Source organism: Cobetia sp. UIB-001, from assembly GCF_044789135.1.
In the GTDB taxonomy this organism is placed as follows: Bacteria; Pseudomonadota; Gammaproteobacteria; order Pseudomonadales; family Halomonadaceae; genus Cobetia; species Cobetia amphilecti.
In genome coordinates this window covers 3596416-3619639 of the sequence record NZ_CP058244.1, presented here as the reverse complement: position 1 = coordinate 3619639, position 23224 = coordinate 3596416, and the positions used below count along the sequence as shown (strand labels likewise).

At 60.3% G+C, this 23224-nt stretch carries 12 protein-coding genes and 3 rRNA genes; 9 read left to right on the top strand and 6 right to left on the bottom strand.

Features of this window, described 5'->3' with window-relative positions; genetic code table 11:
- The first annotated feature begins 18 nt into the window (after positions 1–18).
- Both HA399_RS14930 and HA399_RS14925 read left to right on the top strand, forming a co-directional pair.
- Positions 19–906: a branched-chain amino acid ABC transporter permease gene (locus tag HA399_RS14930; protein WP_043334657.1), complete on the top strand. Its 888-nt coding sequence runs from the start codon at positions 19–21 to the stop codon at positions 904–906.
- A gap of 1 nt (position 907) precedes the next feature.
- Complete coding sequence (locus tag HA399_RS14925) at positions 908–1909, top strand: branched-chain amino acid ABC transporter permease (RefSeq protein WP_404325401.1); 1002 nt, start codon at positions 908–910, stop codon at positions 1907–1909.
- Positions 1910–2413: 504 nt separating this feature from the next.
- Here the strand turns inward: HA399_RS14925 and nirD are convergent.
- From nirD to HA399_RS14910, 3 genes are read right to left on the bottom strand one after another with little or no spacing between them, the layout of a single operon-like run.
- On the bottom strand, positions 2414–2857 hold the full coding sequence (nirD, locus tag HA399_RS14920) for a nitrite reductase small subunit NirD (RefSeq protein ID WP_303594859.1): 444 nt from the start codon (positions 2855–2857) through the stop codon (positions 2414–2416).
- The gene (nirB, locus tag HA399_RS14915) at positions 2854–5511 is read right to left on the bottom strand and encodes a nitrite reductase large subunit NirB (RefSeq protein WP_404325400.1); all 2658 of its coding nucleotides are present in this window, start codon (positions 5509–5511) and stop codon (positions 2854–2856) included. Before nirB ends, nirD begins: the two co-directional genes overlap by 4 nt.
- The gene (locus tag HA399_RS14910; RefSeq protein ID WP_404325399.1) at positions 5508–6941 is read right to left on the bottom strand and encodes an NAD(P)/FAD-dependent oxidoreductase; all 1434 of its coding nucleotides are present in this window, start codon (positions 6939–6941) and stop codon (positions 5508–5510) included. Before HA399_RS14910 ends, nirB begins: the two co-directional genes overlap by 4 nt.
- Before the next feature lie 843 nt (positions 6942–7784).
- On the opposite strand from HA399_RS14910, the gene HA399_RS14905 reads away from it, so the two are divergent.
- The 6 genes from HA399_RS14905 to HA399_RS14880 all read left to right on the top strand — a co-directional run bounded on the left by HA399_RS14905 (position 7785) and on the right by HA399_RS14880 (position 17822).
- Positions 7785–10649 carry a molybdopterin-dependent oxidoreductase gene (locus HA399_RS14905; RefSeq protein ID WP_404325398.1) on the top strand — a complete coding sequence of 955 codons (2865 nt, stop codon included), beginning with the start codon at positions 7785–7787 and terminating at the stop codon, positions 10647–10649.
- Positions 10618–11604: a uroporphyrinogen-III C-methyltransferase gene (cobA, locus tag HA399_RS14900; RefSeq protein WP_404325397.1), complete on the top strand. Its 987-nt coding sequence runs from the start codon at positions 10618–10620 to the stop codon at positions 11602–11604. The genes HA399_RS14905 and cobA overlap by 32 nt, the downstream gene beginning before the upstream one ends.
- Positions 11605–12210: 606 nt before the next feature.
- Positions 12211–13751: ribosomal RNA gene (locus tag HA399_RS14895) — 16S ribosomal RNA — on the top strand.
- A gap of 244 nt (positions 13752–13995) precedes the next feature.
- A 23S ribosomal RNA gene (locus HA399_RS14890) occupies positions 13996–16881 on the top strand.
- 136 nt (positions 16882–17017) lie between these two features.
- Positions 17018–17133 (top strand): 5S ribosomal RNA (gene rrf, locus HA399_RS14885).
- The 16S, 23S and 5S rRNA genes sit together here, the layout of an rRNA operon.
- Before the next feature lie 410 nt (positions 17134–17543).
- Entirely contained in the window at positions 17544–17822 is a 279-nt protein-coding gene (locus tag HA399_RS14880; RefSeq protein ID WP_153636550.1) for a hypothetical protein, read from the top strand.
- Between the two features lie 172 nt (positions 17823–17994).
- Here HA399_RS14880 and HA399_RS14875 read toward each other — a convergent pair whose 3' ends face one another.
- Positions 17995–18840, bottom strand: a complete 846-nt coding sequence (locus HA399_RS14875) for an acyl-CoA thioesterase (protein ID WP_404325396.1) — start codon at positions 18838–18840, stop codon at positions 17995–17997.
- A gap of 200 nt (positions 18841–19040) precedes the next feature.
- Here HA399_RS14875 and tadA point away from each other — a divergent pair, with 200 nt between their 5' ends.
- The gene (gene tadA / locus HA399_RS14870) at positions 19041–19487 is read left to right on the top strand and encodes a tRNA adenosine(34) deaminase TadA (RefSeq protein WP_054556831.1); all 447 of its coding nucleotides are present in this window, start codon (positions 19041–19043) and stop codon (positions 19485–19487) included.
- A gap of 78 nt (positions 19488–19565) precedes the next feature.
- On the opposite strand, the gene HA399_RS14865 is transcribed toward tadA, so the two are convergent.
- Both HA399_RS14865 and mltF read right to left on the bottom strand, forming a co-directional pair.
- Positions 19566–21521, bottom strand: a complete 1956-nt coding sequence (locus HA399_RS14865) for a GGDEF domain-containing protein (RefSeq protein ID WP_052384859.1) — start codon at positions 21519–21521, stop codon at positions 19566–19568.
- 82 nt (positions 21522–21603) lie between these two features.
- Positions 21604–23097 (bottom strand): membrane-bound lytic murein transglycosylase MltF, encoded by a 1494-nt coding sequence (gene mltF / locus HA399_RS14860; protein ID WP_082388806.1) that lies wholly within the window; start codon positions 23095–23097, stop codon positions 21604–21606.
- Positions 23098–23224: the final 127 nt, after the last annotated feature.

Below are 23224 nucleotides of genomic sequence, written 5' to 3'. Positions count from 1 at the left end.
CTGAAAAGGAATGTGCGGATGACCATGATTTTTGGAATACCCCTGATGGTGCTGTTCGGCCAGCTGATGCTGGGGCTGATCAACGGTGCCTTCTATGCATTGCTGAGCCTGGGGCTGGCGGTGATCTTCGGTCTGTTGCGCATCATCAACTTCGCGCATGGTGCCCAGTACATGCTGGGCGCCTTTGCGGCGCTGCTGGGAGCGCAATATCTGGGGCTCAACTACTGGACGGCGCTGATCGTGGTGCCGCTGGTGGTGGGTGCCCTGGGCATCGTGGTCGAGCGTCTGCTGCTGCGGCGCATCCAGCATCTTGATCACCTCTATGGCCTGTTGCTGACCTTCGGGCTGGCGCTGATCTTCGAGGGCACGCTGGTGAATCTGTTCGGTGTCTCGGGGTCGAGCTATCCGATCCCCGAGGCGCTGAGTGGCGGCTTCAAGCTGAGCTTCATGTTCCTGCCCACCTATCGCGCCTGGGTGCTGGTGGCGGCGTTGGTGGTCTGCTTCGGAGTCTGGTTCCTGATCGAGCGCACGCGCCTCGGTGCCTATCTGCGCGCGGGAACCGAGAACCCCGAGCTGGTGCAGGCCTTCGGCATCAATGTGCCCTTGATGGTGTCGCTGACCTACGGACTCGGTGTGGCGCTTGCCGCCTTCGCCGGCGTGCTGGCCGCGCCCTTGTATCCCGTCTCGCCGACCATGGGCTCGAGCCTGCTGATCGTGGTGTTCGCGGTGGTGGTCATCGGCGGGATGGGCTCGATTCTTGGCGCCATTCTTACCGGGCTCGCGATGGGGCTGATCGAGGGGCTGACCAAGGTGTTCTATCCCGAGGCCGCCAATACCGTGATCTTCGTGGTGATGGTGATGGTGTTGATGCTTCGCCCTGCCGGGCTGTTCGGAAAGGAGGCCTGACATGGCCGTACTGCAACAGGATCACCAGGCCGCGCGTGCAGGCAGAGCGCCGCGCAGAATCACCCCGCTGGGCGTGCTGTATCTCGTGCTGTTCCTGCTCGGGTTGCTGGCACCCTGGGTCGCCTATCCCGTCTTTCTGATGAAGATTCTGTGCTTTGCGCTGTTCGCCAGCGCCTTCAATCTGCTGCTCGGCTTCGTGGGGCTGCTGTCCTTCGGGCATGCCGCCTTCCTGGCCACGGGCGCCTATATCACCGGCTTCTTGCTCGCGGAATATCCGGGCCTGAGTCCGGCGCTGGGCATCGTGGCCGGTACGCTCGGCGCGGTAGTGCTGGGGACGCTGTTCGGGGCGCTGGCTATCCGGCGGCAGGGCATCTACTTCGCGATGATCACGCTGGCCCTGGCCCAGATGATGTTCTTCTTCTTCATCCAGGCGCCGTTCACCCACGGAGAAGATGGCCTGCATGGCGTGCCGCGCGGTGAGCTGTTCGGCGTGTTCGATCTGGCGAACAACCACACCCTCTATTACTTCGTGTTCGCGATCTTCGTGGCGGCCTTTGCCCTGATCCGGCGCGTGGTGCATTCCCCCTTCGGTCAGGTGCTGAAGGCCACCCGCGAGAATGAACCGCGCGCCATCTCGCTGGGCTATCACACCGATGCCTACAAGCTGGTGGCCTTCGTGCTGTCGGCGGGGCTGGCAGGCCTGGCGGGAGCGACCAAGACGCTGGTGTTCCAGCTCGCCTCGCTGGGTGATGCCAGCTGGCACATGTCGGGGGAGGTGATCCTGATGACATTGCTGGGCGGCGTCGGCACGCTGCTCGGGCCACTGGTGGGCTCCGGGCTGGTCATCGGGCTGCAGCATCAGTTGGCGCAATCCGCGCTGGGGGATTGGGTCAGCGTGATTCTGGGCGCCATCTTCGTGGTCTGCGTGCTCAGCTTCCGCAGCGGCATCATCGGGGAATGTCAGCGCTGGATCGCGCGTCGTCAGCAGCGGGAAGAAAAATGAGTGGCGAGGCGGCGAGAAGGAAAAGCGAGAAGCACGAAGGGAGATCATAAAGAAGGAGTGAGTGGCCCATCGTGCTCTGAAGCAAAGACATCAATGACTTGCCGATGATTTCAGACATAAAAAAAGTCCACCCCAAGTAGGGTGGACTTAAATGCCATTGTATATCGAGGGGGATACGCCGGTCCCGGATCCTCGACTCAGCAATGAGCACGCCATGCGAGATAGCCGCCATTTGCCATCTCACTGTATAGATTGCATGCCCGATGCCAGCTTTCTGGTATTTTCAATAAAAACAATGGCTTGAGATATTGGTGCCTGTTTGTGGGCTGCCAGGTGGCGGTCAGATGACTTGAGGCGTGCGCGCTGTTGGGCGATTCATGGTGCGTTGCAGCATGGTTGTGCACCAAATATGTGCCGTTTTTCGAGCATATGCGTACGTCATCAATAACTTATGTGGCTTGCGGGTGTGGATAGCGGGTGTGGCTAGCAGACATCGTCTGCCCGCTAGCACTGTATCTGTACCTCGCCGCCTGCCAGACGCACAGGCCACACCGTCAATGCGAGTGTGTCGTCGTCCAGGCATTGGCCATCACTGAGTCGATAGCGCTGCTTGTAGAGTGGCGAGATCACCAGTGGCTCTCCGGCGTGATCACCCAGCAGGCCGCGGGCAATCACGTTGGCGCCTGACACCGGGTCATGATGGTCGATGGCGAACAGCGTGAGGTCGTCGCTGTCGGCTGTGGCCGGCAGCGTGAACAGGGCGATCTGGCGGGCCTGGCCGTCCGCCTCAAGCCAGGCGGCCACGCCGGAGCCCGGCACCAGGTCCTCGCGCTGGCAGAGTGTCACCCAGCGTAGCGGCGTCTGTGCCGCGGCAGAGGTGTCCTGTGTTGCAGAGGACGGGCTGGAGAGCGGATCGGTAGATGTCGTGGCGAGTGCGGGCGATGTCATGAGCGCACCTCCGTGGCCAGGTGAGTCGTTGACTGAGGCTGATGTTCTGCCACTGCTTCGCGGGCGCCACCGTCGCTGATGATCAGATTGCCACTGGCCAGTTCATCGCGGCTGGCGGGGCGAATCTGGTCGCGCTCGACGATATTGACCACGTCAGGGTCCGGGCGCTGGTCATTCACGTAGCTGCGGAAGCGCTTGAGCTTCTCGGGGCTCTTGAGCGCATTGGCCCATTCGCATTCGTAGCGGTCCACCACCTGCTGCATCTGCTCTTCGAGCGTCTCGCCGAGCCCCAGGCTGTCCTCGAGAATCACCTCTTTCAGATAGTCGAGGCCGCCTTCGAGGCCCTCGCGCCAGACGGAGGTGCGCTGCAGGCGGTCGGCGGTGCGGATGTAGAACATCAGGAAGCGGTCGATGGTGCGAATCAGGCTCTCGTCATCCAGATCGGTCGCGAACAGCTCGGCATGACGCGGGCGCATGCCGCCGTTGCCGCAGACATAGAGGTTCCAGCCGTTCTCGGTGGCGATCACGCCGACATCCTTGCTCTGGGCCTCGGCGCATTCACGGGTACAGCCAGAGACGGCGAACTTGAGCTTGTGCGGTGAACGTAGGCCCTTGTAGCGGTCTTCCAGCGTCAGTGCCATCGCCATGCTGTCCTGCACGCCATAGCGACACCAGGTGCTGCCGATGCAGGATTTCACCGTGCGGGTGGACTTGCCATAGGCGTGACCGGTCTCGAAGCCGGCGGCGATCAGCTCGCTCCAGATGTCCGGCAGTTCATGCAGCTGGGCACCGAAGAGGTCGATGCGTTGACCGCCGGTGATCTTGGTATAGAGGTTGTAGCGCTTGCCGATCTCACCGATGGCGATCAGCTTGTCCGGCGTGATCTCGCCGCCGGGGATGCGTGGCACCACGGAATAGGTGCCGTTCTTCTGCATGTTGGCCATGAAGGTGTCATTGGTGTCCTGCAGCGGAATGTGCGAGGACTCGGTGATCGGCGCGTTCCAGCACGAGGCCAGAATCGAGCCCACCGCCGGCTTGCAGATCTCGCAGCCCAGGGCATCCGGATGGCGGCCGTGGCTGGCCATCAGCTCGGCGAAGGTCTCGATGCCTTCGACGCGCACCAGCGAGTAGAGCTCCTGACGCGTGTGCGAGAAGTGCTCGCACAGTGAGCGATCGACCTCGACACCACGACTTTCCAGCTCGGCATCCACCACCTTCTTGAGCAGCGCCGCACAGCCTCCGCAACCGGTGCTGGCCTTGGTGCAGGCCTTGATGGCGCCCAGATCACTGTTGCCGGCATCGATGGCGCTGCAGACATCGCCCTTGGAGACGTTGTGGCAGGAGCACAGCGTGGCGCTGTCGGGCAGGGCATCCGCGCCCAGCGTGATGGCTTCGCCACTGGCATCCGGCAGGATGAGTGCCGCCGGGTCCTTGGGCGCCGCGATGCCATTGGTGACGTACTGCAGCAGGGTGTCGTAGCGTGAGTTGTCGCCGATCAGCACCGCGCCCAGCACCTGCTTGCGGTCCTGCGAGACGATCAGGCGGCGATAGACGCCGTCGGCCTCGTCACAGTAGCGATAGCTGATCGCGCCCTCGCTCTTGCCATGGGCGTCACCGATGGAGCCGACGTCCACGCCCAGCAGCTTGAGCTTGGTGGACATGTCAGCGCCCTGGAAGCGGAAGCTCTCCTGAGAGGCGCTTGCCGCATCACCAGCGCTGGCAGCCAGCAGGGACGCCACGCCGCGGGCCATCTGATAGCCCGGCGCGACCAGCCCGAAGATGCGCGATTGCCACAGAGCGCACTCGCCGATGGCGAAGATTTCCGGGTCCGAGGTGCGGCATTCGTCATCGATGATGATGCCGCCGCGCTCGCCGATCTCGAGGCTGGCGCTGCGTGCCAGCGCGTCCTGAGGACGGATGCCGGCGGAGAACACGATCAGGTCGGTCTCCAGATACTCGCCATCGGCGAAGTTCATCCGCCACTGATGGTGCTCGCCGGGCACGATGTCGGTGGTGGCGCGATTGAGGTGCACCCCCACGCCCAGCGCAGTGATGTGTTGCTTGAGCGCAAGGCTGCCATCCTCATCCAGCTGCACCGGCATCAGGCGTGGCGCGAATTCGACGACATGCGCTTCCAGGCCGAGTGACTTGAGGGCATTGGCGGCTTCCAGCCCCAGCAGGCCACCGCCGACCACCACGCCGTGTGTCTTGCCATCGGCGGCAGCGCGAATCTGATCAAGATCCTCCAGGGTGCGGTAGACCAGACGATTGCTGGCGGCAGCCTCGCTTCCCGGCTCACCGAGGCCCTGGATGGGCGGCACGAAGGGGGTCGAGCCGGTCGCCAGCACCAGGCTGTCGTAGGGGTAGCGCCCGCGCGGGGTGATGACATGGCCGCCATCGCGGTCGATGGCGGTGACACACTCGTCGAGGTGCAGGGTGACGCCCGCCTTGCGGTAGTCGTCGGCGGTGCCGAGCGCGAGAGATTCGGCATCACGTCCGGTGAAATACTCCGAGAGATGCACGCGGTCGTAGGCGATGTGGCGTTCTTCGCCGAAGACATGAATCTGGTAGTGCGCGGTGGCGCCCAGTGCGATCAGCTGCTCGACGCAGTGATGGCCAACCATGCCATTGCCGATGATGATCAGGTGTTTCATGCGGCCTCCTCGAAGGTGTCAGGGGTGTTGTCGGTCTTGTTTGTGGTGTCGCGATCACGATGCTGGTCTGTCATGTCTTGAGTGCCCGGCTTGCCGCTGGGGTCATCGGGCGCCGTCGGCGGGCCGTCCTGGGTCAGACGTGCGAGGGCTTCTGCCGGCATCAGCAGGAGGTCTTCGCGAATCCTGGTCAGTGGCGTGCCGGCCTTGAGCGCTTCGAACAGGGCGTTGCCGGCACTGACGTCGCCGTAGAGCACCACGCCGACCAGGCGCTCCTCGCGCAGCAGCAGTCGGCGGTAGTCGCCCAGGGCGTGGTCCTGATAGACCAGCACCTCGTCATTCGGCTGGGGGGCAAGCTCGCCGCAGCTATAGAGGTCGATGCCGCTGACCTTGAGACGCGTCGCCAGTGGCGCATTGCGATAGGGCGGAGTCGGTTGCGCGAGAAGCTGGCGGGCGAGCACTTCGATCTGCGCCCAGATGGGCTCGATCAGGCCGAAGGTCTCGCCAGCCACCTCACAGCATTCGCCCAGCGCATGAATGTGCGGATCGCTCGTGAGCAGATGGCCATCGACCTGGATGGCGCGCTGACAGGCCAGCCCCGCAGCACGCGCAAGCTCGATTTCGGGGCGGATGCCGGTGGCGGCGATGGTCAGTCCGGCGCGCAGTTCGCGGCCATCCTTGAGGCGCACGCCGCTGATGCGGCCCGCCGGGGACTCGAGCCACTCTTCAAGGTGCGCGCCAGTGATGATGTCGAGGCCACGCTCGCGAAGCTCCTGCTCCAGCAGTCCGGCCGCGATCTGATCCAGCTGACGGTTCATCAGGCGCTCGCTGCGCTGCAGTAGCGTCACCTCAAGGCCACCCTTGCGCAGGCCCTCGGCGGCCTCGAGCCCGAGCAGCCCGCCGCCGATGACCAGTGCGCCGGCGCCCGCCTGCCGTCCGGCAAGGCAGGCGGCCTGCATCTGCTCGACATCCTTCAGGTCGCGAAAGCCCATCAGTCCCGGCGGCCAGTCATTGGCGGACGATGCCTCTGGCAGATGAGCGGGCAGAGGCAGGGGCAGCGCCGGACGTGAGCCGGTCGCGATCACCAGCCGCTGATAGGGGATGCGGCCACCGCTGGCGGTCTCGACACAGCGGGCGGTGCGATCGATCTGGCTGACGGGGTCGCCGCTGATCCGTGTGATGCCGTGCCGCGAGAACCAGTCGGCCTGCTGGCTGATCAGGCCGTCGGTTTGTGTCTCGCCGGCCAATAGCGGCGAGAGCTGAATGCGGTTGTAGGGGAGGTGGGGCTCCTCGCCGATCACCGTGACCGGCCAGGGCAGCTGCTGATCAGGGCTCAGCGAGACCAGCTGCTCCAACAGCTTCTGCGCCGCCATGCCGTGGCCGATGATGACCAGTGCTGGCGTAGGCTCGCGGGTGGTAGATGACGGATGCATTCTGCCTCCTTGCGCTGACGTTCTGGACGCATAAAAAAAAGCGCCTGCTTGCCGCCGTGATGATCACGACGTCAAGCAGGCGCCTTTGCCTGGAAGATGAGGGCTAAGCATTGGATAGCGAGTTGCAGTGTTCAGGTGCCGATGTCGATGTCACCCGCAACTGCGGCAGGTCTGGCGGACCGTTGGCTGCTGCATGTCACTCATCGGAGTGATGCGTTGCGAGACCTGCGATTCGGGGTCGTCATTGACCCAACCTGCCGATATTCAGGCGAATTCGGTGCCGCTTCAGAGAAAGTCGCTATTTTTCATTCACTTGCAGTTGAAGAGGCTCGAGGCGCTGTCCTGCCATGGCAGAGTCGGTCGCGGTTGCGGGAGGCATCAAGGCAGGGATTGGTGCAGTCGCATGCGCTGATGCACATGGCTGGTGCGTCAGCGGTGCCTGGCGCTGGCCGTCTCGCGCTGTTCGCCTCCTGCTTTGGTAGCTTATGACGGCCAAGTGATTGTTATTTCTGGTGATTGGTCAGGGTTGGTCTGTTAAGTGCGTCTGTCAGGTCATTGGTGTGATACCTGATTGAGGGTTCGCGACTCCGCAAGCTTCACTGTTGCGAGACTCGCGAACCGGCCAACGGCGGCTCTTCAATCACGCACGCCATGTCGACGTCTCGAAGACGAGATTGCGCACCCATCGGCATGACGAGATCGTATTCACCATCAGTTTCCATTGTCAGTCTGCAGGGTAGAGCAGGACTGACAACGACAGGCAAAGGCGCCTGATGACCGCACATTACGTGGCGGGTCATCAGGCGCCTTTTTTCATGCTTACTGCACCAGGGAGTGATGTCGATGCAGGCCAGCAAGCCCCATAGCACAAGTGAGTCTTCCTCCTGCAGCGCCTCGACGACCTGCCCGTATTGCGGTGTCGGGTGTGGCGTGTCACTTGAGCTGGAAACCCGGGCGCAGGAGGGTGGTGAGCTCAAGCGCAGGATCACCGCCGTCAGCGGCGACAACGACCATCCGGCCAATTACGGGCGTCTGTGCGTCAAGGGGTCTGCGCTTGCCGAGACGCTGTCATCCAGCGGCCGCCTGACGCAGCCTCAGATACGCGACGCCGCAGGCGTGCTGCGAGAGGTGAGCTGGGATACGGCGCTGGAGCTGATCGCCGCTCGCTTCGGTGAGCTGCGCAGCACCCATAGTGGGGACAGCATCGCCGCCTATCTGTCGGGGCAGCTGTTGACCGAGGACTATTACCTCGCCAACAAGCTGTTCAAGGGCTTCATCGGCACGCCGCACCTGGATACCAATTCGCGGCTGTGCATGGCCTCGGCGGTCGTGGCGCACAAGAGTGCCTTCGGGGCAGACGCCGTGCCTTGCAGCTATGAGGATCTCGAGCGTGCCGAGCTGGTGGTGCTGGTCGGCAGCAATCTGGCCTGGAATCACCCGGTGCTGTTCCAGCGTCTCAAGCAGGCGCGTATCGACAATCCGCTGCTGCGTATCGTGGTGATCGACCCGCGCCTGACCGACAGCTGCGAGATCGCGGACCTGTATCTGGGCATTCGCCCCGGCAGCGACGCGCGCCTCTTCAATGGCTTGCTGGCCTATATGGCCGAGCGCGGACGCACCGATCGCCTCTATCTGGAGGCCCACACCCAGGGTTTCGATGCGGCACTCAAGCAGGCAAAGCGTGACGACTGCTCGCTTTCCGCGATTGCGCGGGATTGCGATATCGATGTGGAGCGTCTCGAGACCTTCTATTACTGGTTCGCCACCCAGCTGCACGTGGTCACGCTGTTCTCCCAGGGCGTGAATCAATCGACCAGTGGCACCGACAAGGGCAATGCGATCATCAATTGCCATCTGGCAGGCGGCAAGATCGGGCTACCGGGCGCGGGGCCGTTCTCCATCACCGGGCAGCCCAATGCGATGGGCGGCCGCGAAGTCGGTGGGCTGGCGAACCAGCTGGCGGCACATATGGATTACGACACGCCGGGTGCGCGGGCGCTGGTCAGCGAGTTCTGGAAGGCACCGAACCTGCCCGAGGGGCCTGGTCACAAGGCGGTCGAGCTGTTTGCGGCGCTGGGGCGTGGCGAGATCAAGGCGCTGTGGATCATGGCGACCAACCCGGCGGTGAGCCTGCCGGATAGCGCACGAGTGCGTGCGGCGCTGGCGGCCTGCCCGCTGGTGATCGTCTCCGAGTGCATGGCCGACAGCGACACCTTGGCGTACGCCGATGTGGTGCTGCCGGCCAGCAGCTGGAGCGAGAAGGATGGCACCGTCACCAACTCCGAGCGCTGCATCTCGCGTCAGCGTGGCCTGCTAACTCCGCCCGGCGAGGCGCGTCATGACTGGTGGCAGCTGGCGGAGGTCGGCAAGCGCATGGGCTTTCAGGAGGCTTTCGACTACTCGGGGCCCCACGCGATCTTTCGTGAGCACGCCCGTCTTTCGGGGTTTCGCAATTCTGCGCCGCGTCTCAAGGCCGGTCGCAAGCCATCGGCGACCTTCTCGGTCAAGCGGCTGTTCAACATCGCGCCGTTGGCGGATCTGGATCGCGCGGGTTACGACGCGCTCAAGCCGATCCAGTGGCCGGTACGCCGTGGGGAAAAGGGCGAGCTGATCGGCACGCCGCGCCTGTTCGAGGATGCCACCTTCAACACACCCAATGGGCGCGCACGGCTGGTGCCCGTGGTACCGCAATTTCCGCAACAGGCGCTGAGCGATGCGGCGCCGCTGCGCCTCAATACCGGGCGTATCCGTGATCAGTGGCACACCATGACGCGCACCGCGCGCAGTGCTCGCCTGATGAATCATCGTGCCGAGCCTTTCGTGGAGCTTCATCCGCAGGATGCGGCGGCTCGCGATTTGCGGGATGGCGGTCTAGCGCAGCTCAAGGGGCGTGATGAGCAGGGCGGGCTGCGTGGAGATTATCGGGCTCGCGTCCGCATCAGCAGTGGTCAGCGTCGCGGGGAGGTATTCATTCCGATGCACTGGAGCGACCACTTCGCGAGTCACGCTCGGGCCGGTGCGCTGCTGGCGGGGCTCGTCGATCCCTTCTCCGGACAGCCGGAATCCAAGCATGGCGCGGTCGAGGTCGAGTCATTGCCGTGCGAGTGGCAGGCCACCTTGTTGATTGCCCCCTCCATCCTGGCCGGGCGTGAGGATCTGGTGGATGCCGTGGCCCAGCTCGACGGGCGCTACTGGGCGCGTATTCCGCAATCGGCATTGGTGCGCTACCAGCTGGCAGGTCAGGGCCAGCCGGATTGGCAGCATTGGTGCGAAAGCCATCTGGGTGTCCCGGCGGGGCTCTGGGCACAGGACGCCGCCCAGGGTGGCATCAGCGCAGCGGGCTTTCGTGATGGACGCCTTGTCTGGTGGCTGAAGGTGATGCCGGGTGACGCACACCTCGATCGCCAACCCAATATCGCCTGGCTGGGCGAATGCTTCGCATCAGAGCAGCTCTCCGCGCATGAGCGGCGCAGCCTGCTGGCCGGCCGTCTCTCCGGGCAAGCGGACGTCGGGGCGATGGTCTGCGCCTGCCATCAGGTCGGCGAACTGACCATTCGTCAGGCCATCCAGTCCGGTGACGGTTCCGTGGAAGCCCTGGGCGCGCGACTGGCCTGCGGCACTCGCTGCGGTTCCTGCCTGCCTGAACTCAAACGTCTTGTGGAAGAGGAGCGATCCGATGAGCGGACTGATTCGTTGGAAATGGCGTGACCTGATGTCGGTATCCAGCAGTGCAGAGTCTCTCGGGATTCTCATGGCGCCGCTGACTGATGGCCTGATGTCGCGGCGCGAGTGGCGTGGCGAGAATCGGCAGGCGCCAGCGCGCAGCGATGCCAACGGGATTTCTCCCGCCTGGGAGGCGTTTCTTCCGGGCCAGGTCGCGCTGGTGGGCGCGGGGCCGGGGGATCCGGACCTGATGACGCTCAAGGCTTGGCGAATGCTGAATGCTGCGGATGCGGTGGTATATGACCGACTGGTCGGCGATGAGATTCTCGCTCAGCTACCGGTTCACTGTGAGCGCTATTACGTCGGCAAGGCCTGCGGCAATCATAGTGTGCCGCAGGATGAGATCGGTGCGCTGATGGTTCGCCTGGCGGGGGAAGGCATGCGGGTCGTGCGCCTTAAGGGCGGTGACCCCGGTGTCTTCGGCCGCATGGGGGAAGAGCTCGCGGCCCTCGATGATGCCGCCATCACGCGTCATATCGTGCCGGGCATCACCGCGGCTTCCGGTGCGGCCGCTGCCCTGGGGATGCCATTGACGGACAGGGCGCATGCACAGCGTCTGCGTTTCGTGACCGCTCAGCTCTGCAGCAAGAGCGAACAGCCTGAATGGCAGCAGCTGGCGCGTCGCGATGAAACGCTTCTCTTCTATATGGGGCTCAATCGTCTCGAGGTGATCTGTGATGAGTTGCAGCGTCATGGATTGCCGGCGGACTGGCCGATGATGCTGGTCGCCAATGCCAGCCTTCCCGAGCAGCAGGCTCTGCACGGCTCGCTCGGCAATATGGTGAGTCGTCTGGCCGAGCATCCATTGCCGACACCGTGCCTGATCATCGTGGGCAGTGTCTGCCAGATGGCGGCGGGGAGAGAAAGTGCATTGGCCGATGCCGTCGCGCATGCAGCGGCTCACATGTCTTGCAGGGAAGTTTTTGAAGAAGCGTGTTGAGAGGGGGGGAGGTGCGCTTGATGGAGTGGTACTGAAAGCGCCGGTAAATGAAGTGGCTGTATAGAGAGCTCTTCATGTGGTGTTCTTCGAGATGTCGTCCTGATGGCGCTAGAGAAACGCATGGGCCCGCTTTGCACTCTTTTGGACATTGCTGCCAAAAAGCCCTTGCCCTCACGGCGGTTCGTGCGTAAAGTACGCATCCGCTGCCGGGGACGCATGGCGTTACCAGCGGTGAAAGAGGTTTGCAGGTGATTGTTTTGCTTGATGTTTTTGAAGTCCGCTTCGACATCAACGATTGACAATCCCGGGCGATTCGCTAGAATACGCCGCACTCCTTACGGAACAGGTGATCGAGCAACGCTCCTCACCGCTTGATGATGCTTAGAGGCAGTCGACTGACTCATCATCAAGTGCTTGACTTCTCAAGCGTTCCGGGTAGAATATGCCTCCTCGCTTAACAGCGACGCTCTTTAAAAATTTGATCAGGTAATTCGTGTGAGCGCTTGCCGATGAGTGGTGACAAGGTCACCAAATATCGGAGCAAGCCTCTCACGAGAAGTTTGACTCTGAACCAAGTTTGGTCTGCTTAACAGACTATCAAGCTTTCAACTGAAGAGTTTGATCATGGCTCAGATTGAACGCTGGCGGCAGGCTTAACACATGCAAGTCGAGCGGAAACGATCCTAGCTTGCTAGGAGGCGTCGAGCGGCGGACGGGTGAGTAATGCATGGGAATCTGCCCGATAGTGGGGGACAACCTGGGGAAACTCAGGCTAATACCGCATACGTCCTACGGGAGAAAGCAGGGGATCTTCGGACCTTGCGCTATCGGATGAGCCCATGTCGGATTAGCTTGTTGGTGAGGTAATGGCTCACCAAGGCGACGATCCGTAGCTGGTCTGAGAGGATGATCAGCCACACTGGGACTGAGACACGGCCCAGACTCCTACGGGAGGCAGCAGTGGGGAATATTGGACAATGGGCGAAAGCCTGATCCAGCCATGCCGCGTGTGTGAAGAAGGCCTTCGGGTTGTAAAGCACTTTCAGCGAGGAAGAACGCCTTGGGACTAATACTCCCGAGGAAAGACATCACTCGCAGAAGAAGCACCGGCTAACTCCGTGCCAGCAGCCGCGGTAATACGGAGGGTGCAAGCGTTAATCGGAATTACTGGGCGTAAAGCGCGCGTAGGTGGCTAAGTCAGCCAGGTGTGAAAGCCCCGGGCTCAACCTGGGAACGGCATCTGGAACTGCTTGGCTAGAGTGCAGGAGAGGAAGGTAGAATTCCCGGTGTAGCGGTGAAATGCGTAGAGATCGGGAGGAATACCAGTGGCGAAGGCGGCCTTCTGGACTGACACTGACACTGAGGTGCGAAAGCGTGGGTAGCAAACAGGATTAGATACCCTGGTAGTCCACGCCGTAAACGATGTCAACTAGCCGTTGGGTCCCTTGAGGACTTAGTGGCGCAGCTAACGCAATAAGTTGACCGCCTGGGGAGTACGGCCGCAAGGTTAAAACTCAAATGAATTGACGGGGGCCCGCACAAGCGGTGGAGCATGTGGTTTAATTCGATGCAACGCGAAGAACCTTACCTACCCTTGACATCCAGAGGACTTTCCAGAGATGGATTGGTGCCTTCGGGAACTCTGAGACAGGTGCTGCATGGCTGTCGTCAGCTCGTGTTGTGAAATGTTGGGTTAAGTCCCGTAACGAGCGCAACCCCTATCCTTATTTGCCAGCGAGTAATGTCGGGAACTCTAAGGAGACTGCCGGTGACAAACCGGAGGAAGGTGGGGACGACGTCAAGTCATCATGGCCCTTACGGGTAGGGCTACACACGTGCTACAATGGCAAGTACAAAGGGTTGCAATACTGCGAAGTGGAGCCAATCCCATAAAGCTTGCCTCAGTCCGGATTGGAGTCTGCAACTCGACTCCATGAAGTCGGAATCGCTAGTAATCGTGGATCAGAATGCCACGGTGAATACGTTCCCGGGCCTTGTACACACCGCCCGTCACACCATGGGAGTGGACTGCACCAGAAGTGGTTAGCCTAACCTTCGGGAGGGCGATCACCACGGTGTGGTTCATGACTGGGGTGAAGTCGTAACAAGGTAGCCCTAGGGGAACCTGGGGCTGGATCACCTCCTTATCGACACTGTCTACTGCTCGCGGCAAGTGCTCACAACGAATTACCTGATCTTATTGCTGGCTTAGCCGGCAGTGGCAAGCGTGCTCATCATAGAGCGCGCTTCTCACTGTTCTCTGAACAGCCGCTCTTTAACAATGTGAATCATGCTGACGATAGATGTGTGCGCCAAGTGCATGTCTATCAAACGATATGTCGGAGAGGTCCGACAGATTCGTAATCCTTGACAGACCCCTTGGGGTTATATGGTCAAGCGATTAAGCGCATACGGTGGATGCCTTGGCAGCCAGAGGCGATGAAGGACGTGATAGCCTGCGATAAGCGTTGGCGAGGTGGCAAATACCCTGCGACCCAACGATTTCCGAATGGGGAAACCCACTCACCATCAGGTGAGTATCTATAGGCCAATACATAACCTATAGAGGCAAACCCGGGGAACTGAAACATCTAAGTACCCGGAGGAAAAGAAATCAACCGAGATTCCCCAAGTAGCGGCGAGCGAACGGGGACCAGCCCTTAAGCGTGACAACTGACAGACGAACAAGCTGGGAAGCTTGACGATACAGGGTGATAGTCCCGTAGTCGAAGTCTGAGTCACGTGAAATCGAGTAGGTCGGGGCACGAGAAACCTTGACTGAACATGGGGGGACCATCCTCCAAGGCTAAATACTCCTGGCTGACCGATAGTGAACCAGTACCGTGAGGGAAAGGCGAAAAGAACCCCGGCGAGGGGAGTGAAATAGATCCTGAAACCGTATGCGTACAAGCAGTGGGAGCACCTTCGTGGTGTGACCGCGTACCTTTTGTATAATGGGTCAGCGACTTATATTCTGTGGCGAGCTTAACCGTATAGGGGAGGCGTAGGGAAACCGAGTCTTAACTGGGCGACCAGTCGCAGGGTATAGACCCGAAACCGGGCGATCTATCCATGGCCAGGGTGAAGATTGAGTAACATCAATTGGAGGCCCGAACCCAAGTATGTTGAAAAATGCTGGGATGAGCTGTGGATCGGAGTGAAAGGCTAATCAAGCCCGGAGATAGCTGGTTCTCCTCGAAAGCTATTTAGGTAGCGCCTCACGTATCACCGCTGGGGGTAGAGCACTGTTTCGGCTAGGGGGTCATCCCGACTTACCAACCCGAGGCAAACTCCGAATACCAGTGAGTGCAGCGTGGGAGACACACAGCGGGTGCTAACGTCCGTTGTGAAAAGGGAAACAACCCAGACCGTCAGCTAAGGTCCCAAAATCCTGATTAAGTGGGAAACGATGTGGGAAGGCTCAGACAGCTAGGAGGTTGGCTTAGAAGCAGCCATCCTTTAAAGAAAGCGTAATAGCTCACTAGTCGAGTCGGCCTGCGCGGAAGATATAACGGGGCTAAATCAGGTACCGAAGCTACGGGTTCATCCTCTGGATGAGCGGTAGAGGAGCGTCGTGTAAGCCAATGAAGGTGGATTGAGAAGTCTGCTGGAGGTATCACGAGTGCGAATGCTGACATGAGTAACGATAAGGGGAGTGAAAAACTCCCCCGCCGGAAGACCAAGGTTTTCTGTTCTACGTTAATCGGAGCAGAGTGAGTCGGCCCCTAAGGCGAGGCGGAAACGCGTAGTCGATGGGAAACGGGTTAATATTCCCGTACCGGATGTGGTTGCGATGGGGGGACGAAGAAGGCTAGGTGAGCCAGGCGTTGGTTGTCCTGGTGAAAGCATGTAGGCCGAGGAATCAGGCAAATCCGGTTCCTCTGAGGTCGAGATGCGAGACGAACTGACCACGGTCAGGAAGTCATCGATGCCACGCTTCCAGGAAAAGCCTCTAAGCTTCAGATCACATGCGACCGTACCCCAAACCGACACAGGTGGTCAGGTAGAGAATACCAAGGCGCTTGAGAGAACTCGGGTGAAGGAACTAGGCAAAATGGCACCGTAACTTCGGGAGAAGGTGCACCGGTTCGAGTGAAGGACTTGCTCCGTAAGCTCTTACCGGTCGAAGATACCAGGTGGCTGCAACTGTTTATTAAAAACACAGCACTCTGCAAACGCGCAAGCGGACGTATAGGGTGTGACGCCTGCCCGGTGCCGGAAGGTTAATTGATGGGGTTAGCTCACGCGAAGCTCTTGATCGAAGCCCCGGTAAACGGCGGCCGTAACTATAACGGTCCTAAGGTAGCGAAATTCCTTGTCGGGTAAGTTCCGACCTGCACGAATGGCGTAATGATGGCCACGCTGTCTCCACCCGAGACTCAGTGAAATTGAAATCGCAGTGAAGATGCTGTGTACCCGCGGCTAGACGGAAAGACCCCGTGAACCTTTACTATAGCTTTACACTGGATGCTGATGTTGTCTGTGTAGGATAGCTGGGAGGCTTTGAAACCACGTCGCCAGATGCGGTGGAGCCAACCTTGAAATACCAGCCTGACATCATTGGCGTTCTAACTCAGGTCCGTTATCCGGATCGAGGACAGTGTATGGTGGGTAGTTTGACTGGGGCGGTCTCCTCCTAAAGAGTAACGGAGGAGCACGAAGGTACCCTCAGCACGGTTGGAAATCGTGCATTGAGTGCAAGAGCATAAGGGTGCTTGACTGCGAGACAGACACGTCGAGCAGGTACGAAAGTAGGTTCTAGTGATCCGGTGGTTCTGTATGGAAGGGCCATCGCTCAACGGATAAAAGGTACTCCGGGGATAACAGGCTGATACCGCCCAAGAGTTCACATCGACGGCGGTGTTTGGCACCTCGATGTCGGCTCATCACATCCTGGGGCTGAAGTCGGTCCCAAGGGTATGGCTGTTCGCCATTTAAAGTGGTACGCGAGCTGGGTTTAGAACGTCGTGAGACAGTTCGGTCCCTATCTGCCGTGGGCGTCGGAAGTTTGAGAAGAGCTGCTCCTAGTACGAGAGGACCGGAGTGGACGAACCTCTGGTGTTCGGGTTGTCATGCCAATGGCATTGCCCGGTAGCTACGTTCGGACGGGATAACCGCTGAAAGCATCTAAGCGGGAAGCCCCCTTCAAGATGAGACTTCCCTGAGGCCTTGCGCCTCCTGAAGGGCCCTTGAAGACTACAAGGTTGATAGGCTGGGTGTGGAAGCACAGCAATGTGTTGAGCTAACCAGTACTAATTGCCCGTGAGGCTTGACCATATAACACCCAAGGGGTTTGCGCAGGCAAACGCCGGGATTGCGACAGGATCGAGACATATCGGTCAGCATGATTCATATTGCGAGTCACGAGGCCACAAGCCTTGAGACTCAGGCATCGCAAGATGCCACCGTTTCGCCTGACGACCATAGCGAGCGTGAACCACCCGATCCCATGCCGAACTCGGAAGTGAAACCGCTTAGCGCCGATGGTAGTGTGGAGTTTCTCCATGTGAGAGTAGGTCATCGTCAGGCACTTATCCCGAACCGCCCCTGTAGCCTTGCTGCAGGGGCGGTTCTCTTTGTGCGCAGGAAAACTTGTGCGGAAAAGTGGTGTGAAAGAAAAGCCTCGCGCAAGCAAAGTACGCCTAAAGAAGAAGTTGTGCTGGGGTAAATGCGTAGAGCGCAAGACATAGCTACATGAGTTGCATGAAACAAAGATGCCTCTATCACTTCTGTGATAGAGGCATCTTTGTTTATGGATCAGTATTACTGGGAAAGCGTTCTGACGCTCTATTGAGTGTACTTGATCGACAGGCATTCCACGCTGTTGAGAGGTATCTTTATCGGGAGATATTTTTGCTGTTGCAGTACCTGCTCGGTGTCTGCGCTGTCATTGAATATCACTCATTGAAGTTATCCATGAACAGGCGCAAGGAGGCGACATGTCGAGGGGCTTTTCATATTCGTTATCAAGACTTCTATTGGCAGGAATGATGGCTCTTTTGTTGGGGCTGATGTCGTCAGAAATGGCATCTGCCGGGGAGCGAGAGAGGAAGATAGAGCGCTGTCAGTTCATCAAGGACAAGATCGAATATTATACCGATAGGCGTCGCGGCGGCGGGTCGTCGGGCCAGATGCGAAGTTGGCAGTCCCAGCGCAATGACTACAAGCAGCGCTATCGGGATGAAAACTGCACGCGCGTCAGGACAGCACTGAAGTGACTCCCCTATTGACGCGATAATAGTGAATCGCAGTGCGCTATTCTCAGCGCTGTGGGTTGTAGGTTGTAGATAGACGCAGCCAAAAATGACAATGCCCCTCTTGAGAATGTCTCAAGAGGGGCATTGTTGTTCAGGACGATTCGCTCAGGACAATTCGCACAGGGCGATTCGTTCAGGGGCGTTTGCGCAGGCGTGTCAGGCCTTCCTGGGCGCTGGATGCCACCAGTTCACCGTGCCGGTTGTAGAGGCTGCCGCGAGCGAAGCTACGTGCGCCTCCCGCCCACGGGCTATCCATCTCGTAGAGCAACCAATCATTGACGCGTACATCGCGGTGGAACCATAGCGAGTGATCCAGGCTCGCCATTTGCAGTTCGGGCGAACCGAACCGCACGCCATGTCCGCCGAGGCCTGTCGCCAGCAGATTGAAGTCGGAGCTGTAAGTCAGCAGGTAGCGATGTAGGGCATCATCTTCCGGCAGCTCGCCTGCCAGTCGGAACCACAACCGCTGGCGTGGCGGTGGGCAGGCGTCATCAACACTCGCCGTGATCGGCGCCTTCAGGCGCAGGAACTCGATGGGATGGCCTTTGTAGCGCTCGATGCGTGCCCCCTGTTCGATCAACTGCTCTGGGGATTCGATATCGGGCATGGCGAGCTGATGCTCGAATCCCGCCTCCTTGCCATGGAAGGAGGCGCTGCAGAAGAAGATGGTCTTGCCATTCTGGATGGCACTGATGCGTCGGGTCGTGAAGCTGCCGCCATCACGCACGCCATCAACCTGATAGATGACAGGCTTGTGGGCATCGCCCGGGCGCAGGAAGTAGCCATGCAGAGAGTGAACCTGGCGTTCGACCGGCACCGTGCGTGTCGCTGCGGACAGCGCTTGTCCGAGTACCTGTCCGCCAAACAGCTGAGGGAAGCCGAGGTCCTGACTGTGCCCTCTGAACAGGTTCTCTTCCAGGGTCTCAAGACCCAGCAGGGTGACCAGTGCCTCAAGAGGCGCAGTAGCTGTTTGGGTCATGGATCTATCCTTGTGCTGAGAGGCAGGCGCTCGGAGCAGTGCCAGACCGCGCGGGGTAGCAATGCAGGAGGAAGCGCGAGCGCCAAGCCGTTATCATGGTGAGCGAAACAATGGCCTCAGGATACCGGAGAACAACGGTGAGTGACGAGTTGGCGATAGCGCCGCAGGCCCGGAGTGGGCCACGTGGGGATCATTACTATATGCACCGGGCGCTGGACCAGGCGCGGCTGGCATTCGAGGCTGGCGAGGTGCCTGTCGGCGCGGTGGTGGTCAATCCCCAGGGCGACATCATCGGCACTGGCTACAATGCGCCTGTCAGTACCCCGGACCCGACGGCACATGCCGAGGTGCAGGCCTTGCGCGCGGCGGCGGCCCGACTCGGCAACTATCGTCTCGACGATTGCACGCTGTATGTGACGCTGGAACCCTGCATGATGTGCAGTGGTGCCTTGATCCACGCGCGGGTGAAGCGGGTCGTCTACGGGGCGGCAGAGCCGAAGACCGGCATGGTGGAATCGCGTGCCAATCTGTTTGCACAGCCCTGGCATAATCACCACGTCGAGGTGGAAGGGGGACTATTGGCCGCTCACGCCAAGCGCTTGCTCAAGTCCTTCTTCGCGGAGCGGCGCGGTGAGCTTCCGCGCTGATCCTTTCATGCTGAACCTTTCGCGCAGGTCCTCCCGCACATCTCTTCGCGTTGCGATCGTGTTGGTCTCCATGAGCCGTCAGGCGGCGACCTGAACCTGATTACGACCGCTGGACTTGGCGCGATACAGCGCTTCATCCGCTGCCTGCAGCAGTGCATCCAGCCGCAACGGAGCGCGCGCCACGCATGCCATGCCCACGGATACCGTGACGACGCTGTCCGTGGCGGGCTGCGGCAGTCCTGCAGCCTGCACGGCACGCCGCAGCTCTTCCGCCAGAGTGCGGCCTACCGCGCGCGGGCATTCCGGAATGCACACCACGAACTCCTCGCCACCGAAGCGCGCCAGTATGCCGCCGGCAGACTCCACGGGCGCCCGTGAGACGGCGGCAATCTTCTGCAGGTAGCGATCTCCCTCCAAGTGACCCAGTTTGTCGTTGATCGTCTTGAAGAAGTCGATATCCAGAATCATGACCGTCAGAGGCATCTTGCCGCTGAAGCTCTGCACCTGCTCGAGGAAATAGCGACGATTGGGCAGCTGGGTCAGCTCGTCGTGACGCGCCAGCCACTGGATCTCGTTCTGCAGTCGCTCTCGCCGCACCATCTCTTCGCGAAGTGCATCATTGGCATTCTTGACGATACCGTGCTCCTGCGAGACGCGGCGATACATGTAGATCACCAGGAAGAGCAGGTAGGCCAGCAGCATGCCTGTCAGCAACGTCACCTCCGGCAGACGACCACGAGTGGCCGCCAGGAACTGCTGTGTCGGCTGCAGGCCCAGTGTCAGGTCGGTGGCGGGCAGCTCGATGGGGATGCGATGGCCCCAGGGCGCCAGACGGCTTTCCGGGCCGACATGGATATAGATGTTGCCGCGCTCTGACAGGGTGACCGCAAATGCCTCATTGCGTGCCGTATCCATGGCCCTGTCGAGCAGAGGGGCCAGATCCACCACCATGGCGATCGCCCCCAGGATGGTGCCATCGCGAGGATCGCGCACCGGCAGGTAGGACACCATGCCCTTGCCGCCCTGAATCAGGTCGATGATGCCGGTATGGCCCTCGATGCCGAGTTCCAGCGGGTTGCGCAGCGGAGTGTCCGGCTGAGCATCCAGCAGCCGGACGCCCAGTACATCATGATTGCGGCCCTTGTCCGGGAAGACGCGCGTTATCACGCTGTCCGGGTCGATGAAGGCAATGTTCTGGAAGTAATCGAAATCCTTGTAATAGCTGCGTGCCAGGCGTTGCCACTCTCCGCGTGACGGAGTCTGTCCCATCAGGCTCCAGAAACCGGCGAAACGTCGCATCGCATTGAGCTGGTCGTTGATCTCGCGAGACAGCTCCGTGGCGATCTTGTCGCCCAGTACGTAGGTCGACTGGTTGATGCGATTGTTCTCGTCCTGGCTCTGCTGCTGCCAGGCGAGCAGACAGACCAGGGTGATCGAGGAGGAAATGATCAGCGGTATGAGGTTGCGGCGCCACATCTGCATGAATGCCGGCTGTAGATCGATCCATTGAGCGATCAGCAGCAGACTGACGAAGCTGGTCAGCGTGATGCGCTCCGGACCTGCCAGCACCATGCTGGCGACGGAAAGACTGGCGTCGGACATCATGGCAAACAGCAACAGCAGCGTGACTTGCGTCAGCTGGATGGCAGAGCCGAATCCCAGTCGCATGCGCAACAGGGCGCAGGTCGTGAGGCCGAAACAGGCAAACAGGATCAGGATAGGCGGGCGGATATTGGCGATATGCCAATCGCCCGGCAGATTGATCAGCAGGTCTCCCCAGTGGTCCACCCCCACCCAGCTTTCCGGTAGCAGAAAGGTGCAGATCAGCAGGATATTGAGGATCAATGAGGCGCTGAGGAACAGCTGGCTGAGGGAGGTATTGCGCCAATGCCAGGCAGCCTGGCCGGCGGCCTGCAGGGTCAACATCATCAGCAACAGCGCATTGGCTTCATTGCCGGCAGACGGCCAGAGCCCCAGCAAGGCGATGCCGAACGCGATCAGGCTTAGCGACATCAAGACGAGTCTGCGTGTCATTCCCTGTCCTTAGAGGCTCTTGATGCGTGGTGAAGATGCGTGCACTTGAGGCACCGGAGTGCTGACGGTCCGAACTCCATCCTCAGAGAATCGGAGGCACTGTATCGAAGGGATTGCTGTCGCCTTCGTCGTCGGTAATCGGACGCTCATCCAGCTGATAGAACTGCTGCTGGCTACGGTAAACATAATTCAGTATTTCATAATAACGACGGATATTGCGGACATAGATGACAGGTTCTCCGCCGCGTGCATAACCATAACGGACTTTCTGGTACCACTCACGATTCTGCAGCAAGGGCAGGGCTTCGCGGACATCCTTCCAGCGATTCGGGTCGCCGCCCTTCATCTTCACGATCCGTCTGGCGTCAAACAGGTGACCCAGACCGACATTGTAGGCCGCCAGCGTCATCCAGGTGCGATCCGGTTCCTTGATCTCGTCCGGCAAGCGTCCCTTTATACTCACAAGATAGCGTGAGCCACCATCGATGCTCTGAACGGGGTCCAAACGGTTGGCGATCTTCATTTCGCGCGCCGTCACATTGGTCAGCATCATCAGGCCGCGCACCCCTGTGGGAGAGGTGGCCTTGGGCTGCCAGTGCGATTCCTGATAGCCCGTGGCGGCCAGCAGTTTCCAGTCGATGCCGGTTTCGCGCGCGGCTTCCTTGAAGGTGTCGATATAACGCGGCAGGCGGTCGCGTGCCTGGCGGATGAAGGTGCGTGCGCCGACATACTCGAGATAGTCATCATGGCCGAAATAGCGCTCGACCAATTGATCGAGGGTGCCATCTTGGCGGCGTGTCTCGAGAAAATCATTGGCGGCGGTCAGCAATGAGATGTCGCCATGCGCGGGGAAGGCCCAGGCCAGCGTCAGCGGATCGCCCACGTCGAAGCCGTTCTCCACATTGGGGAAGAACAGGCGATTGAGCTTGAATTGATGGGCATAGACGACCGCCGCATCCAGCTTGTCCTCCTCGATGCGTTGCAGCAGGTCCGCCACCTCAAGCTCGCCGGTTTCCTTCCAGCTGAGCTCGGGGATGTCCTGCTGGACTTCCCGCAGTACCAGGCTGGTGCCGGCGCCCTTGATGACGCCGATGCGCTTGCCGACCAGATCCTTCAATTCCTTGGGCGGGTGCATGCCGCGCCGATAGACCACCATCGCCTGCAATTCGAGGATGGGGCGCGAGAAGCGCAGGTCCTGTTCGGAGAGATCCAGCGGCAGGGTCGCGGCCGCAAGATCGGCCTGATCATTGAGCACGCTCTGGGTCAGGCTCTCGATATTGTGCTCGGAATCCATCGACAGACTCACGCCAAGATAATCGGCGAAGTCCCGTGCCAGCTCGTATTCGAAACCGGTAGGCCCCTGACGGCCACGATAGAAGGTCGTAGGGGTATTGCGCGTGGCGACCTGAATGAAGTCGCGCGCGCGGACATCGTCCAGCCGCGTGGGCATCTCGATGAGGGTGCGCTCGGGCAGTATCAGCAAGGCGAGGGCCAGCGCCGCGACGAGGAAACGCCGCGCGTGGCGCAGCAGCTGTCGCACGGGCGGAATGAGAGAAGAGGGCGAAGTCTTGAGCATGCGTCAGCATCATTCACGGCAGGGCTTCCACCATACCGGCAGCTCAACACACTGTCATCCAACGCATGTCGCCTGCGGGCTTCGTTAAGGCTCGCCTTTCACGTATGATATGCGCTTGCTGCCGCCG